This is a genomic window from Alteromonas aestuariivivens (assembly GCF_003367475.1).
In the GTDB taxonomy this organism is placed as follows: domain Bacteria; phylum Pseudomonadota; class Gammaproteobacteria; order Enterobacterales; family Alteromonadaceae; genus Alteromonas; species Alteromonas aestuariivivens.
In genome coordinates this window covers 135,379-148,832 of record NZ_QRHA01000009.1, presented here as the reverse complement: position 1 = coordinate 148,832, position 13,454 = coordinate 135,379, and the positions used below count along the sequence as shown (strand labels likewise).

General features: G+C 49.9%; 17 protein-coding genes. 4 read left to right on the top strand and 13 right to left on the bottom strand.

What is annotated here, in order from left to right:
* The first annotated feature begins 117 nt into the window (after positions 1–117).
* Both DXV75_RS13340 and DXV75_RS13335 read left to right on the top strand, forming a co-directional pair.
* Positions 118–423 (top strand): hypothetical protein, encoded by a 306-nt coding sequence (locus DXV75_RS13340; protein ID WP_115593909.1) that lies wholly within the window; start codon positions 118–120, stop codon positions 421–423.
* A 345-nt stretch (positions 424–768) separates the two neighbouring features.
* The gene (locus tag DXV75_RS13335) at positions 769–1,233 is read left to right on the top strand and encodes an energy transducer TonB (RefSeq protein ID WP_181898422.1); all 465 of its coding nucleotides are present in this window, start codon (positions 769–771) and stop codon (positions 1,231–1,233) included.
* Positions 1,234–1,280: 47 nt separating this feature from the next.
* Here the strand turns inward: DXV75_RS13335 and DXV75_RS13330 are convergent, their stop codons facing one another.
* From DXV75_RS13330 to DXV75_RS13320, 3 genes are all read right to left on the bottom strand, one after another.
* The gene (locus tag DXV75_RS13330) at positions 1,281–1,853 is read right to left on the bottom strand and encodes a lipid-binding SYLF domain-containing protein (RefSeq protein WP_115593907.1); all 573 of its coding nucleotides are present in this window, start codon (positions 1,851–1,853) and stop codon (positions 1,281–1,283) included.
* A gap of 106 nt (positions 1,854–1,959) precedes the next feature.
* The gene (locus DXV75_RS13325; RefSeq protein ID WP_115593906.1) at positions 1,960–2,817 is read right to left on the bottom strand and encodes a TraB/GumN family protein; all 858 of its coding nucleotides are present in this window, start codon (positions 2,815–2,817) and stop codon (positions 1,960–1,962) included.
* A 133-nt stretch (positions 2,818–2,950) separates the two neighbouring features.
* Positions 2,951–3,532, bottom strand: coding sequence for a DUF2244 domain-containing protein (locus DXV75_RS13320; RefSeq protein ID WP_115593905.1), 582 nt, complete (start codon positions 3,530–3,532; stop codon positions 2,951–2,953).
* A gap of 120 nt (positions 3,533–3,652) precedes the next feature.
* Here DXV75_RS13320 and DXV75_RS13315 point away from each other — a divergent pair, with 120 nt between their 5' ends.
* Both DXV75_RS13315 and DXV75_RS13310 read left to right on the top strand, forming a co-directional pair.
* Positions 3,653–4,507 (top strand): sulfite exporter TauE/SafE family protein, encoded by an 855-nt coding sequence (locus DXV75_RS13315; RefSeq protein ID WP_245953229.1) that lies wholly within the window; start codon positions 3,653–3,655, stop codon positions 4,505–4,507.
* 95 nt (positions 4,508–4,602) lie between these two features.
* On the top strand, positions 4,603–5,922 hold the full coding sequence (locus DXV75_RS13310) for an alpha-amylase family glycosyl hydrolase (protein WP_115593904.1): 1,320 nt from the start codon (positions 4,603–4,605) through the stop codon (positions 5,920–5,922).
* On the opposite strand, the gene DXV75_RS13305 is transcribed toward DXV75_RS13310, so the two are convergent.
* The 10 genes from DXV75_RS13305 to DXV75_RS13260 are packed head-to-tail and all read right to left on the bottom strand — an operon-like array spanning position 5,914 to position 13,336.
* Positions 5,914–7,623: a Na(+)/H(+) antiporter subunit D gene (locus DXV75_RS13305; RefSeq protein ID WP_342767312.1), complete on the bottom strand. Its 1,710-nt coding sequence runs from the start codon at positions 7,621–7,623 to the stop codon at positions 5,914–5,916. The genes DXV75_RS13310 and DXV75_RS13305 overlap by 9 nt on opposite strands.
* The gene (locus DXV75_RS13300) at positions 7,583–7,888 is read right to left on the bottom strand and encodes a hypothetical protein (protein ID WP_115593902.1); all 306 of its coding nucleotides are present in this window, start codon (positions 7,886–7,888) and stop codon (positions 7,583–7,585) included. Before DXV75_RS13300 ends, DXV75_RS13305 begins: the two co-directional genes overlap by 41 nt.
* Positions 7,885–9,366, bottom strand: coding sequence for a proton-conducting transporter transmembrane domain-containing protein (locus tag DXV75_RS13295; protein ID WP_115593901.1), 1,482 nt, complete (start codon positions 9,364–9,366; stop codon positions 7,885–7,887). The genes DXV75_RS13300 and DXV75_RS13295 overlap by 4 nt, the downstream gene beginning before the upstream one ends.
* Positions 9,363–10,877, bottom strand: a complete 1,515-nt coding sequence (locus DXV75_RS13290; RefSeq protein WP_115593900.1) for a monovalent cation/H+ antiporter subunit D family protein — start codon at positions 10,875–10,877, stop codon at positions 9,363–9,365. The genes DXV75_RS13295 and DXV75_RS13290 overlap by 4 nt, the downstream gene beginning before the upstream one ends.
* Positions 10,877–11,236 (bottom strand): cation:proton antiporter subunit C, encoded by a 360-nt coding sequence (locus DXV75_RS13285; RefSeq protein WP_115593899.1) that lies wholly within the window; start codon positions 11,234–11,236, stop codon positions 10,877–10,879. Before DXV75_RS13285 ends, DXV75_RS13290 begins: the two co-directional genes overlap by 1 nt.
* Positions 11,236–11,658 (bottom strand): Na(+)/H(+) antiporter subunit B, encoded by a 423-nt coding sequence (locus DXV75_RS13280; RefSeq protein ID WP_115593898.1) that lies wholly within the window; start codon positions 11,656–11,658, stop codon positions 11,236–11,238. Before DXV75_RS13280 ends, DXV75_RS13285 begins: the two co-directional genes overlap by 1 nt.
* On the bottom strand, positions 11,648–12,211 hold the full coding sequence (locus tag DXV75_RS13275; protein WP_115593897.1) for a DUF4040 domain-containing protein: 564 nt from the start codon (positions 12,209–12,211) through the stop codon (positions 11,648–11,650). The genes DXV75_RS13280 and DXV75_RS13275 overlap by 11 nt, the downstream gene beginning before the upstream one ends.
* The gene (gene mnhG, locus DXV75_RS13270; RefSeq protein WP_115593896.1) at positions 12,208–12,531 is read right to left on the bottom strand and encodes a monovalent cation/H(+) antiporter subunit G; all 324 of its coding nucleotides are present in this window, start codon (positions 12,529–12,531) and stop codon (positions 12,208–12,210) included. Before mnhG ends, DXV75_RS13275 begins: the two co-directional genes overlap by 4 nt.
* Positions 12,528–12,836: an MrpF/PhaF family protein gene (locus tag DXV75_RS13265; protein WP_115593895.1), complete on the bottom strand. Its 309-nt coding sequence runs from the start codon at positions 12,834–12,836 to the stop codon at positions 12,528–12,530. Before DXV75_RS13265 ends, mnhG begins: the two co-directional genes overlap by 4 nt.
* Entirely contained in the window at positions 12,836–13,336 is a 501-nt protein-coding gene (locus DXV75_RS13260) for a Na+/H+ antiporter subunit E (protein WP_115593894.1), read from the bottom strand. The genes DXV75_RS13265 and DXV75_RS13260 overlap by 1 nt, the downstream gene beginning before the upstream one ends.
* Between the last annotated feature and the right edge of the window lie 118 nt (positions 13,337–13,454).

The window sequence follows — 13,454 nt, the reverse complement described above, 5'->3', positions numbered from 1 at the left end:
AGGGGAACTTTGAGGATGGGTTGTCTAAATTTAAAAGCATAAGTTAATGCAAAATGATATCAATTGCGGAGCAACTGTTAGCGACGCTCAGTCTGTGACGGTGTTTGGAGGGGGCCAATGAGTAACGATTTGCTGTTTTCTGTGTTGCCACGACAAGGCAAGGTGCCAGTCAGGACGCCGGATAAAGTGCGCAAAGTCAGTAAGGAAAAAAATGCCTCCGGACTCGGCGAGGAAGAGCAGCAGGAACACGGCGAGGAACGTCTGGTAAGCGAGCAGGAGCAGATTCGGCGAATGGAACAACATTCAGAAAACGGCCATCGGTCACCCGGTGAAAAGCGGGCTGAGCGTTGCAATTCAGAAACTTCAGAAAAAGCAGAATCTCCGGAAGATACACAGCCACCGCATCTGGATATATTTATCTGAAAAATTGTTTAAAATTTTTTTGCTGCACTTAGTGTGTTGTGACTAGACTAAGAAGTACAGTGTAAGAGGCGACGTCGCAACTGCATCCGTTTAGCTATCTCCTCTTGTTGTTCCTGCCTAACAATAATACTTATCTGATTTTACCCTTCAGGCCAGCTTTCGCTGGACGGTGGTTGTTATTACGCCGCAGTGAATAGTGCTGTGCCGGCCGTTATTTCTATGTGTTTTTTTATCATCAGAGCCAGCACCAAGGTGCAGGGAACCGGCTCTCGAAACTCAACGTCAGTGCGCTCTGAATTCCAGTTTCAGCAACAAAACAGCGGGCGCGGGCAAAGGAATGTTTACGTGAAATATTTGAATCTCAAAGTAAGTTCAATAGGAGTGGCATCTGCCCTGATCAGTGCGGTTTTGGGTGAGGGGTTCACCGATGTGCAAATACGTTTTCTAGAAACCGAAGGAACGCCGATTTGGTCAAGAGAGCAGCTTGAGCCGGTCCGTTACCCAAGAGCGCTGGCGTTTAAAAGTATCGCCGGTTGTGGCATCTTCAGAATCATCATCGATGAACGAGGGAAAACCAAGGAAGTCAGTATGATTTCAGGTATGCCTGCTGAGGGGCTGGAACTGCCTGCTGTAGAAATGATCAGAAGTTGGACATGGGTGAATACTTCAGGTTCGCAGGGCGATGAAGAAACCAAGCTGGTTAGGCTGGATTTCTGTTTTGGGGGCAGAAATGAGGAGGAAGCCAAATTGCTGTGTGAGGCACAAACACAGATGTCCTGCTCTGACCCGGAGAACTACCAGACTGAATAGCCTTTGATAAGTATTCAAGGCGGGCTAAACCCCGCCATCTTATTGTGTCAGTTCAGTTCGCTGTCAATCCAGAATTTGGTGCCTTTAATGGTCGCCTGCAGTGCCAGCCCTGATTCGGTCATAGTGTAAACGGTAACATCGCCCAGATAGCCTTCGCCCTCCGCTGAAGCGCCTTTGTTACCTGCCTTGGCGGTTGCGTCGGCGTTACCACCCAAGGTCCACCCATGTTCGACGAAATAGTTCATGGCACTCTGTTTGTGGAATACCATCACAATTCGGTAATCTTTTGCCCCGATGCCAAGGCCGACACCACCTTCGGCCATATTCATATAGGTTTTGCTTCCGTTTGCATTGTTGTTTACCACACCATATCCGGTGCCGGCAGCAAAGAAGATGACGTTGACATTGGCGTTGGCAAATACGGCGTAGCCAGCGGCATCGCGCAATTGTGAACGGGTGTCCGGTTTTTCCTGATACAGCCGGGCGAGGGTATTTTGCTGCATATCCAAAATGGCTTGCCGTTTCTCGGCTACGCTGCCGTTGCCCATGGAAGCACAGCCGGTAGCAACACAAACGCTCAACGTCAGCAATAGCATGGAAAGTGAACGCGTCAAGGTCATTGAATTCTCCTGATGGTTTTCAAAATAACAAGTTTAGCGCTTCGACCAGCGGTGCTGGCTGATACATTTTGAATACGCTGTAAAAACGCGAAAAGTTGAGTATCACTTATTTTATTTGCTCTATCTGGTAGCCCTGTTGCTTGAGCAGGGTTAAAACTCCATCGGTGCCGGGCATATGTAACGTGCCCACTAAGACAAATTCCGTCTCGTCGGTGTCAAGAAATGATTTTAGTTTGGGGAGCCAGTTGTGGTTGCGATTACTCAGTAACGCAGAATAGATTTCAGGGTAGGTTTCAGACAATTCCTTCAGACTTGCATCGAAGAGAGCGTCGACGTTTCCACTGCGCCAGTCCGACTTCATTTGTTCAACCATTTCCGGCATTTTTTCAACATCCTGAAGGGTATACTGGATGTATTCGTCTTCTTCCCCTCGACCTAGCCCGGCAATGAACTCCAGTTGTTGTTCGGGCGTTTCAAACCATTCCATGGGCTTACCGTCGCCCACAGACAGCGTATAAAAGTAGCTGTCTACGCCCTGACTGGTCAGGCCGAGACGCTGGAATTCGAGCATGCTCAGTGTGATGCCAACCATAGCTGGTTTGAGTTTCAGGAAGTGTTGCAGTGGAATACCCCGGGCTTTCAGATGCGACTCCAGCAGGGTAAGGGTGGTCTGGCTGACGTCATCCTGCAGGGTGCCAGAATCGCCATACGTCAGCATTTGCATCGACTTCCGGGTAAACTCCGGGCTGCTAAGAGCGCCAATGTCGGTTTCAAATACCAGGATGTCAGAAGCCTGATAAGCGGACGTGTACGCCTGGGGGAGCGGATAATCTGATGGGCTCAACAGGTGCAGGGTACCGCCAAGATATAGAGTTTTTTCACCATTTGTTACCTTCCAAACCGAGGACGCCTGGGTTCCCAAAGCGAAGGTAAGGGTGAAAACGATTGCTAAAAATTTGCGCATTTACAGGCTCCTTTGCCAAAAAATTCCATAGCCTGATGAAATGTAACGGTTGGAAATCAATCGGGCAACAAGGAAATCGGCCAGTGTTATTGCCTGCCATACCTTAACTTCGGGATGGCAAAAATCCAATCTTTCAGGATTTCCACCATTGACGGCGGCATACAGGGAGGCCACTGCTGCTCAAATCTTCGCGGAGCTGCTGTCTGTCCCGCAGGTTCAGGAACTGCCCTATCTCCAGGTATTGAGCACTGGCGACCAGGCGAATGCGGGGTAATGGCCAGTCATTTTCCGAATCAACAAATTCAACAAAGCAGTCTGTACGTGGAAATTTTACAGTTTTGTTCTGTCGGCCCCTGATTTCCACCCGCACTGTATGTGGCGCAATGCGTATGATCTGTTGTTGATAGGTCCAGTGGCTGACCCGATACATGAAAAACGCCAGCAAGCCTGCTTCCAGGCCCGCAAACGGAAGTATCATCCAGACACCTGCAAAACTCCAGAAGACTGCGATCAGCCCAAGTGGCACGGTCAGAAGAATAACCAGTCGCTTGCTGTCGTTCCAGCTTGCAGAGCGATTAGGACGAAGTAGTATAAGAGTAATTCGGCTGTCAGTTTTTCTGGCTACCATGGCAATAGGAACCGGTAACATGGCAAAGCCACAGGCGGCTTTGCTGTTTTCAATAATTTTTTGCCCAGCTATTGTCCAGCGTAGCACAAGATATTATGTTACGTTCTGAATCAGCTTGCCTCGATTAATGTAGAGTCTGCCCCATTGAATGAAGTACTGTCGGTAATGTTTCGTAAACCCTGGTTATGTTTGCTCGCCATTGCATGGATGGGGCTACTGGCCACGCAAACCCACCCATTCAGTGTTGTACAGAGTTATGGCGGCTTTGCCTTTCTTGGGGTAGTGGGTGCGGTCTTTGCGAATGCCACCGGTGCCGGTGGTGGCGTGGTGTTTGTTCCTTTTTTCAATCAGTTGGGGTTTGCTCCGGCTGCGATAATTGCAACAAGCTTTGCCATCCAGTGCTGTGGGATGACTGCCGGAGCTATAACGTGGTGGCGATATTACCGACATCAGCACGTTACTAATCCACAATGGAAATCGTTGCCCTCCGGGTTATTGCTGACGGTTCCTGCTTCTCTGAGTGGAATCTGGCTGGCCCAATACGGAGGGACCACATTGCCGGTTCTGGCGGCTTTAAAGGGTAATGTTGACCATCTGCACCTCGGTTTTGGTGTATTTTCCATTGTTCTGGCTCTGGCGATTTTTGCCTCTATACCTTTGCTCAAGCGCACTCATTTCCGCACCTTTTCTGGCAGATGTGACACTGTGTGTCTGCCAGTGGTTGCTTTCCTCGGTGGAATTATCACCGCATGGCTGTCGGTTGGTGTAGGGGAGATGGTTGCTGTCTATCTGATTATTCGTGGTTTTAACGTGACCATGGCCATAGCTCTGGCGGTGATGTTATCCGCTTTTTCGGTTTGGGCAGCGATTGCTTATCACGTATTGATTTCCGAAGCGGTTGTCTGGCAGGTGGTGCTGTTTGCGGGGGCCGGGGCCATAATAGGTGGAATCGTCGCCAAGAGGGTAGTGCTGGCTTTTTCTCCCGTACGCCTGAAAATGTTTTTTGGGGCCTGGGTTCTTATTCTGGGCGCCAGCGGCCTGCCGGTTTTCAATCTGAACTGAACATTCGCTTTTGTTTCCAGCAGCAGGCAGAAGTAATCGGGATACCGTACACTGGTGTTTTGACGCAGTAATCCAACAGGGAGAAATGTCGTTTTATGCCTTTTCACCGATTTCCGGTCCAATCGCCATACCGTTTAACTCAGCCCCAGTGGTCAGCGAATGCGGTTATTTATCAGGTTAATACTCGCCAGTTCAGTGACAGTGGGACATTTTCCGGAGTGCGTTGCCGGCTGTCTGAAATTCGTTCCCTGGGTGTTGATATCATCTGGTTGATGCCCATTCACCCCATTGGTGAGAAGTTTCGCAAAGGGACGCTGGGCAGCCCTTACGCGGTGAAAGACTATTATGGCGTTAATGAAGAATTTGGCAGTGAAGAGGAATTCCGTGATCTGATTACTGCTATCCACGCTCACGGAATGCGGGTTATTCTGGATTGGGTACCCAATCACAGCGCCTGGGACAACGCTTTGGTTGACCTGCATCCAGAATGGTATGCCCGTGACTACAAAGGGGATTTCCGTCCGTCTCCCTGGTGGGACTGGGATGACATTATCGAGTTTGATTACGCAGTACCAGAGTTGCGTGAATACATGATTGATGCCATGTGCTATTGGGTAAAGGAATTCGATATCGATGGTTTTCGATGTGATGTCGCCGGCTACGTTCCCAACGATTTCTGGCATCAGGCCAGAGCTGCTTTAGATGCTGTTAAGCCGGTATTTATGCTGGCGGAATGGGAAGACAGGGACTTACACGAAAACGCTTTTAACATGACGTACGCATGGAGCTGGAACGAAGTTTTGCACGACATTGCTCACGGGCGCCAGCCACTGGATAAATTGCGTAAATATTATTCCTGGAACGAGCGGGCCTGGCCACGCAGTGCGTATCGAATGACGTTTGTCAGTAATCATGACAAAAATGCCTGGGATGGAACCCAGAGTGAACAGTTTGGTCCGGCGCTGGAAGCGTGCATTGTATTGTCTGTAATTGGCGAAGGTATGCCACTGATATACAACGGGCAGGAAGCCGGAGAAACCAAGCGGCTGGCTTTTTTTGAACGCGATCCTATCGAGTGGCAACCTCACCCGATAGGAGATTTGTATCGCCACCTGATCAAGTTGAAAAAATCCTGCAGTGCATTATGGAATGGCCCTTTCGGGGCGACCATGATTCAGGTACCCAATTCCCGGATGAGCAGGGTTTTCAGTTTTGTGCGCGGTCAGGATGGGGATAAAGTAATGGTATTGATCAACTTCTCTGATCAGGCGGTTACGTTTGAACTGGAAGGAAACTTGTCCCCCGGCAAGTACGTTGATGCGATTGGCAATGAGCCTGTTGAAGTGAAAGCGGGCACGCTGCTGTCTTTGCCGGCCTGGGGGTACCAACTCTTGTTCACGCGCCTTTCAGGCTAGTTTCGCAAGTGCTGTCATGATTACCAGCACCACAAACAGGAATGCCATTCTTCGGGTAAGATGAGTGGCCTCCACCGAATTTGTGTCTTCCAGAGACGGTAAGCGCCTGAGATTTTTTTTTGCTTTGCTTACTCCTGCATGAAAAATATTACCGCAATATAGCCTCACCAATTTCGCCGTGCGGGGCAATGAACGTCGGTACAGATAATCCACATCCAGATTTACTGAACGCAGCTCGGGGGGGTATAGCCCTTGTTTGTTGAGCCAGACAAACGCCAAAGCTGAGAAAAACAATAACTGCAACTGGGTAAGAACATGAGTGAGATCGTAGGGCCGGTAAGTTTGCTCCCAGGGCAGCAACGCATAAAGCAGACTTGGGAAACAACCTACGGTGACGCAGACGGCGGCGGCCAGCCCCATTGCCAGCAGCATATTGGTGTGGGCTTCCGGAACTTTGAGCCCCGAGTCGTGAGCAAAAAAGGCAAAATAAGGTATTTTTATTCCCGCGTGGTGAAATACCCCAGCCGAGGCAAACAAGAGCATTAACCACAGATAATCGTGTCCGGTCTCAAGCATGGCGGCCATTACCATACTTTTACTGACAAACCCACTGAACAGTGGAAAGGCCGATATGGATGCAGCGCCAATTAGGCAAAACGCAGTAGTCTTGGGCATACTTTTGTACAAGCCACCCAGGTCTGACCCTTTGACGTGACCAACCCGGGTGAGTACTGCGCCCATGGTCATAAATAACAGCCCTTTGAATATTACGTCGTTGAATGCATGGGCCACCGCGCCGTTGAGTGCCAACGCTGTGCCGATGCCGATCCCACAAACCATGAAACCCAATTGGTTAATAAGGCTGTACGCCAGCACTTTGCGCAAGTCATTTTCAATAACGGCGTAAAAAATCGGAAAGCAGGTCATAACCGCACCGATGTAGATGAGTAACTCTTCGCCGGGAAAAGTTCGGGCCAGCGCATAGACAGCAACTTTGGTAGTGAACGCAGAAAGAAACACCGTACCGGTTGGTGTGGCTTGTGGATAGGCGTCGGTCAACCAACTGTGCAGCAGAGGAAATGCGCATTTGATCCCGAATGCCAAAAACAGAAGCCATGAAGCCGTTCCGCTCAGGCCTATGTATTCAACTTGCAGCGATTGTTGTTGCTGGGAAAGGAGGATTACTCCAGTGAGCAGTAACACGCCAGACAGAACCTGGATGATAAGATAACGATTCGCAGCCTGAACGGCACTCCTTGTGCGTCGGGCCCATATCAGAAAAGCCGAAGTCAGGGCCAGTAACTCCCAGAAAATGAACAGGGTGATAAAGTCACCGGCAAATACGGCTCCCAGAGCGCTGCCGGCATAAAGCATACCGGCGACCTGTTGCACGCGGTCTTTTACATGCCAGGCATACAGCAGGGCGAGAAATGCTGCCAGATGAAAAAGGTAGCCAAACAGCAGACTCAGTTTGTCTGCGTGATAGAGGTCCAGTAACACGCCAGCGACCTGGTAGGTAACGCCGCCACTGTTCCCGGAAGTAAAGTACAGGTTTGCCGCTCCCCATAAAGGAACGAACAGCAAAACCGTACGCGCCCGGTTGCCAAGGAAAGCCGCAGCCAGCGCAGCGATAAAAAAAAGCACAAATGGGGGCAGGTTTTCAATCCACATGATGTGCTTTTTCTTTCGGGGCCGTTTCATCGTCCTGATCTTGGTAATATTGCTCGCTTCTCATCAGGAAAATGCGCAGCACTTTTGCCAGTAAAACCAGTAGCACGCAGGCTAAAAAACCAAAGATTGCATAGAATGCCGGGATTTTTTCCAATTCTGTATAGATATGCCGATGGACGAAAAAATCCATCGCAACCAGGACAATACAGAGTACATAAAACCCCCGCAGCAATCTGGTAATGTTCTCCGGGTGATCAAAAAAGCCCTTTGAGCTGTCTTTTTGAGAGCGGATCATGGCAGTCCATTCGCTGTCGTGGGCTGGCTTAGATTAAGCAGCCAGTGGGGGTCAAAAAAAAGATAAATGCAGAATATGGCAGGAACAGCCATCCCGATAAGGCAAGGCAAGGGAGCCTCTTTTGCGTGAACTGACGGAATCCCGGGAGAGGCGAAAAAGGCGCGTACCGGAATAGTCAGCAAATAGGCAATATTGAGTAAGGAACTGACTGTTAACGTTGCGAGCATCGCCCATTGCGTAAAAGTTGGCCCATCAAAAGCTGCTGCGCCGGCAATCAAATACCATTTGCTCCACATACCGCCAAAAACAGGCAGGCCAATAATGCTCAGTGAGCCTATGGTGAACATTGCAAATGTGAAAGGCATGGCATGTCCCAACCCAGCCAGTTCACTGACTTTGGTTTTGTGGTTGGCAACCAGGATGGCACCTGCGGCAAAAAACAACGTTATTTTGGCAAAGGCATGCATGGCAATGTGCAGGCTGGCCCCCTGCAATCCATATGAATTTGCAGCCAGCGCTCCCAAAACAATGTAACTGAGTTGGCTGATGGTGCTGTACGCCAGGCGTTCTTTTAAATGGTCTTTGGTCATCGCAATGAGCGATGCGACCAGAATGGTCAGCATTGGCAACCAGACAAGCCAGTGATGGGCACCTTGTCCCGCAATAAAATCCGGCCCTATTACGTAGACTACGACCTTCAGAATGGTGAACACTCCGGCTTTTACAACGGCAACCGCGTGCAACAGGGCACTTACCGGAGTTGGAGCGACCATGGCACTTGGAAGCCAGTGGTGCAGGGGCATAATGCCTGCCTTGGCAATGCCCAGCAGGTAAAGCAATAACAAAGGTGCCAGCCATTGTGCATTCAGTACCCCTGACAGTAATCCTCCGGCAACGAAGTCCAGGCGTCCGGCCTGCAGGTAAGTCAGCACTATTGCGGGCAGCAAAAAGGCAACTGAGGAACCCATCAGCAGTACCAGGTAAACCCGGCCTTGCTTTTTGGCCTGTTTAGTCCCTGCGTGCGTCACTAATGGATAGGTGGTTACTGTTAATGCCTCGTAAAACAGGAAAAGTGTAAATAGGTTGTCGGAGTAGGCAATGGCCATTACGCAGGCAATGGCAACGGCAAAGAGTGTGTAAAAGCGGGTCTGGTTCAGCTCGTCGTGCGCTCGCATATATCCAATTGAGTAGATGGAAGTCACAATCCAAAGGCCACTGGCGACAAGGGCAAATAAAAGGCCGTAGGCTTCAACTCTGAATGCGATTGGTAAGTTCTCAAAAGGCTCCGCCAGTACCAGCCGCTGCGAAGTCATTTCTGGAAAAGTGTTGTACAACAAAAGGTTTATGATGAACAAGACCACTGCACTGAGAAGCGTTATTGTTTCTCGCAGGTTTGGTAAGCGCTGCAGTTGGCTGACAAGCCCGGCACCGGTTAGTGGAACCAGCACAGAGAGTAATATCAGCAGGGGCGTATTCATGGTGTCGACCCCGAAACAATATGGATATCAGACGATAGTGTCGCTACCGCTGTGCGCGCTGAAGTGGTTGTCAGGCGGGTGTCAATTCCGAAATAGATGCAGCTGAAAACCAGTAACCAGATACTCACCAGCATTCCAGCGGGAGTACGGGAAATGCCTGATGATCCAGAGGGAACATGGTGGATAGCCACTTTAAATGCAGGGCGAAAATACAAAGCTTCAACCATTTTCCAGACGTACAGAATGGCCAGCACCGAGCCCGCCAGTACCGCAATGACTGCATACCAGACTCCGGTTTCGAAGGCGCTCTGCAACAGGTACCATTTGCTGACAAATCCGACGGTACCCGGCATACCAATGAGACTCAGCCCTGCAATGATTAGAGCCGCGGTGGTCCATGGCATTTCTTTGCCCAGCCCGGCAAGCTCAGATAATTTGGTAGTATTGGCCCGGTAAAAAAATACGCCTGCCGCCATAAACAAAGCGGCTTTCATGATGGCATGGTTGAACAGGTGCAGGAAAGAGGCCATTAATCCATGAACGTTCATCAGCCCTATGCCCAGGATCATATAGCCAATTTGCGCCACACTGGAATAAGCCAACAAATTCCTGATGTCAGTCTGAGTCAGGGCTCGTGCTGAACCATAAACGATGGCAATACATCCAAGCCCGGTCAATAAGTCTGGCAGCACGGCGGAAGACCAGTAATCGACAGGGTAGACCTGGTAGAGACACCGAATAATGACATAGATGGATACTTTGGTGGCTGTGGCAGCCAGGAAAATGCTGATCACGGAAGGAGCCTGGGAGTAGGCTTTTGGCAACCACGAATGCAGCGGAAAAATTGCAGCTTTCAGGGCAATGCCGATGACAATGAAGGCCAGTGAAGTGGATACCAGATGCATGCTGCCAAAGTCGGCAAACCTGCGCGCGATATCCTGCATGTTAAGGCTGCCCGAAGCCGCATACAGCATACCCACGCCGAGCAGAAAAAAGGTGGCCCCAATTGTGCCAAGAATGAGGTACTCCAGTGCCGCGGTGAGAGCCTTTCGATTTCGTCCCATGGCGATGAGCGCGTAGGATGACAGTGAAGAAATCTCCAGAAACACAAACAGGTTGAATATATCTCCTGTCAGGGCAATACCAAGCATTCCTAGGACACACAGTTGCAGGCAGGCATAGAAAAGCGCGGTGACCTGCTCTGAAATTTCTTTCTCTACACTGGACTTGGCAAAAAGAACCGACAGCAACCCAATGCTTGTTACTATGACGCAAACAAGGGCGTTTAGGCTGTCAATTTTATATTCTATCCCCCAGGGAGGCGCCCAGCCTCCCAGTTCATAATGGATAACTGCGCCGAACAATACATCCCGCATAAGATGGATGGCCAGCGTACTTAGCGCCAGCATCAGTACCAGAGTGAGTGCCCACGCCAGTTTTCCGTTTCTGCAAAGTGCGGTTAAAGGGGCAAACAGTAAAGGCAGTACTACCAGAAGAACCGTTGTCTGCATTAAGTCCCCGTTCCATCCATGCGGTTGATTTCACTTTCATCCATGCTTCCGTAAGCTTCTTTAATGCGCACGATCAAGGCAAATCCCAGTGCTGTTGTAGCAACACCTACAACGATAGCAGTAAGCATCAGTACCTGAGGAAGAGGGTTGGCGTATAAAACAAACTCGGGGCTCACTATCGGGGCGGTACCACCCTGCAATTTACCGAGGCTCACGTAAAACAGGATTACGGAGGTCTGAAAAATATTTAGCCCAGCGACTTTTTTGATCAAATTGCCACGACTCATCAGGGTGTACAGACCGACCATCATGACACAGATGATCAACCAGTAATTGAGATGGCCAATGGCATAATCCATCACTGGTCGATAACCCTTCGGGAAAATGTGAAAAATATCAGTAACATCACTGAAGCTACCGTGATGCCTACTCCTAGTTCTATCAGGATTATACCTATGTGTTGCCCGCTGATCGGAGTGCTGGCAAGCCGGCTGTAATCAAGAAAATTTCCTCCCCTGACCATGCTTGTTACACCGACGCCTGCGTAGATTAGAACTCCCAGGCAGGATAAATATTTGAGGGTGTTTTCGGGGATTATTCGCATCGTAGCATCCCGGCCGTAGGCCAGCGCATGAAGTAGAAAGGCGGTGGTGAAAATCACACCAGCCTGGAATCCTCCCCCCGGACTGTAATCACCGTGAAACTGAACGTACAGCGCAAACAGAAGAATGACCGGTATCATCCATTTGGCTATCACCCGCAGGATTAGATTATGGGTCATTCCTAGCTTCCATTTTTATGTGAGGCTTGCGCGGCCTGGTAAGCAACATCAAAACGGCGAGCCCGGCGGTAAGAACCACGGTGACTTCGCCCAGAGTATCGAAGCCCCGATAGCTGGCCAGTACAGCAGTGACCAGATTCGGAATGCCGGTTTCCTGCTGCCCTTTTTCAACATAGTGCTTACCGACCTGTTGGTGAACCGGTGCGCTGGGTTCTCCCAATCTGGCAATGTCGTGGGTGCCGTACACCAGCATAGCCCCCATGAGCAGGCTTAATAACAGCGGCCCTTTTTTCAGACGCCCCGGGTACCTTGCCTCATGGCTGTTTCGCAGCGAAGCCAGAGTCACGAGCATAAGGACAGTGGAGATACCGGTTCCTACCGCAGCTTCGGTAAAAGCCACATCAGGTGCGTCCAGAACCACAAACAGTCCAGAAACCAGCAGACTGTACAAACCAAACAGCATTGCCATGGCCATTAAGTTGTGGATGCGCATAACGGCAATCGCAATGATAAGTAAGAATCCGAGCAAAAACAGGTTGATAAGTAAACTCATTGAGATGTGTTCTCCTGCGTATCCGGACCTGAAGGAGCAGGGCGCAGGCCCCATTGCCAGGCACCGTTTGCCACAGCAAACGAAGAGGTGGGGCTGGTAAATACCAGAAACAGAAAGATAAACAACAGCTTGACACTTGCCAGGCTAACACCGGATTCCAAAGCCAGCCCTGACAGGATTAAAAATGAACAAAGGGTGTCAGTGACACTTACTGCGTGCAGACGTGAGTATAAATCTGGTAGGCGGAGCAGGCCTATCCCGCCGGTCACCCCAAGTAAACAACCGACAATGATGAACACAGTCGCCACCCATTCCGTCATCGTTTTTCTCCGTGTGGTTCGTAACAGGATTCCTTGGGATTGGCAAAATGTTTACCGCGTTCTACCAGGCGAAGCGCAGCGATAACACCAACAAAATTGAGCAGGGAATACAGTAGAGCGATGTCCAGAAAGTCGGGGCGGCCTGAAAAGTAGGCGAACACGGAAACCAGAAGCACCGCTTTGGTACCAAACATATTCACCGCCAGGATGCGATCGAATACTGTTGGCCCGAGTAATGCCCGGGTTAGTCCCAGTGCCATTGTTATTAATATTGCAATTCCGGCAGCCAGATAGGCAGTAACCATCAACCTTCCCCTTTATTTAGGGAAAGAGACTGTTCTGTTGACTGGAATGGCATGATAGAGAGCATGTCGCCGAGCAACAGATCACGGGCGGAATCATCACTGAGTGTATGGACCAACAACTTGTTGTCACTCATGGTAATGCTCGCTGAACCCGGAGTCAGCGTTATGGCGTTGGCGTAAATTACCTTGTTAAGCGGATCTGAGAATGGCAGGCTAAGCTCAACCAACCTGGGAGTAAGGGGGCGGAGCCCCATTATGCGTAAAATCACATCAATATTTGACAGCACAATTCTCTTGCTAAGCCTGGCCAGGTAAACCGGTATAGCCGGAGTCAGTGGCAAGACAAAATGCTGTTTGTCAACGGAGTCCATACGCAGGGTCAGCCAGCACACAAAAGCAACGGAAATGCCGCCAAATCCGAGCATCAGTGCATTGTAGTGGCCGGACAGTAACAACCAGAGTGCGAAAAGTGTCAGAAAAAGTCGCAGTTTATGGGCCATAATCCGCCTCCAGAATCAGTGGGCTGTCTTTATCCGGCAAAATACGAGTGAATTTTGTTGTTTTGTTAACCTTAGTAGAAATATTCGATTATCAACAAAATTTTAACCTTGTTTGCCC

Bases quoted from the DNA above. Each gene is read 5' to 3' on its own strand.
- DXV75_RS13305 (WP_342767312.1), bottom strand. From the start codon at position 7,623: ATGAAACGGCCCCGAAAGAAAAAGCACATCATGTGGATTGAAAACCTG.
- DXV75_RS13300 (WP_115593902.1), bottom strand. From the start codon at position 7,888: ATGATCCGCTCTCAAAAAGACAGCTCAAAGGGCTTTTTTGATCACCCG.
- DXV75_RS13275 (WP_115593897.1), bottom strand. From the start codon at position 12,211: ATGAGTTTACTTATCAACCTGTTTTTGCTCGGATTCTTACTTATCATT.
- DXV75_RS13260 (WP_115593894.1), bottom strand. From the start codon at position 13,336: ATGGCCCATAAACTGCGACTTTTTCTGACACTTTTCGCACTCTGGTTG.
- DXV75_RS13285 (WP_115593899.1), bottom strand. From the start codon at position 11,236: ATGGATTATGCCATTGGCCATCTCAATTACTGGTTGATCATCTGTGTC.
- DXV75_RS13315 (WP_245953229.1), top strand. From the start codon at position 3,653: ATGGGGCTACTGGCCACGCAAACCCACCCATTCAGTGTTGTACAGAGT.
- DXV75_RS13295 (WP_115593901.1), bottom strand. From the start codon at position 9,366: ATGAATACGCCCCTGCTGATATTACTCTCTGTGCTGGTTCCACTAACC.
- DXV75_RS13290 (WP_115593900.1), bottom strand. From the start codon at position 10,877: ATGCAGACAACGGTTCTTCTGGTAGTACTGCCTTTACTGTTTGCCCCT.
- DXV75_RS13325 (WP_115593906.1), bottom strand. From the start codon at position 2,817: ATGCGCAAATTTTTAGCAATCGTTTTCACCCTTACCTTCGCTTTGGGA.
- DXV75_RS13265 (WP_115593895.1), bottom strand. From the start codon at position 12,836: ATGGTTACTGCCTATCTGGCTGCCGGAATTGCAATATTAATAACAATG.
- DXV75_RS13330 (WP_115593907.1), bottom strand. From the start codon at position 1,853: ATGACCTTGACGCGTTCACTTTCCATGCTATTGCTGACGTTGAGCGTT.
- mnhG (WP_115593896.1), bottom strand. From the start codon at position 12,531: ATGACGGAATGGGTGGCGACTGTGTTCATCATTGTCGGTTGTTTACTT.
- DXV75_RS13280 (WP_115593898.1), bottom strand. From the start codon at position 11,658: ATGACCCATAATCTAATCCTGCGGGTGATAGCCAAATGGATGATACCG.
- DXV75_RS13340 (WP_115593909.1), top strand. From the start codon at position 118: ATGAGTAACGATTTGCTGTTTTCTGTGTTGCCACGACAAGGCAAGGTG.
- DXV75_RS13310 (WP_115593904.1), top strand. From the start codon at position 4,603: ATGCCTTTTCACCGATTTCCGGTCCAATCGCCATACCGTTTAACTCAG.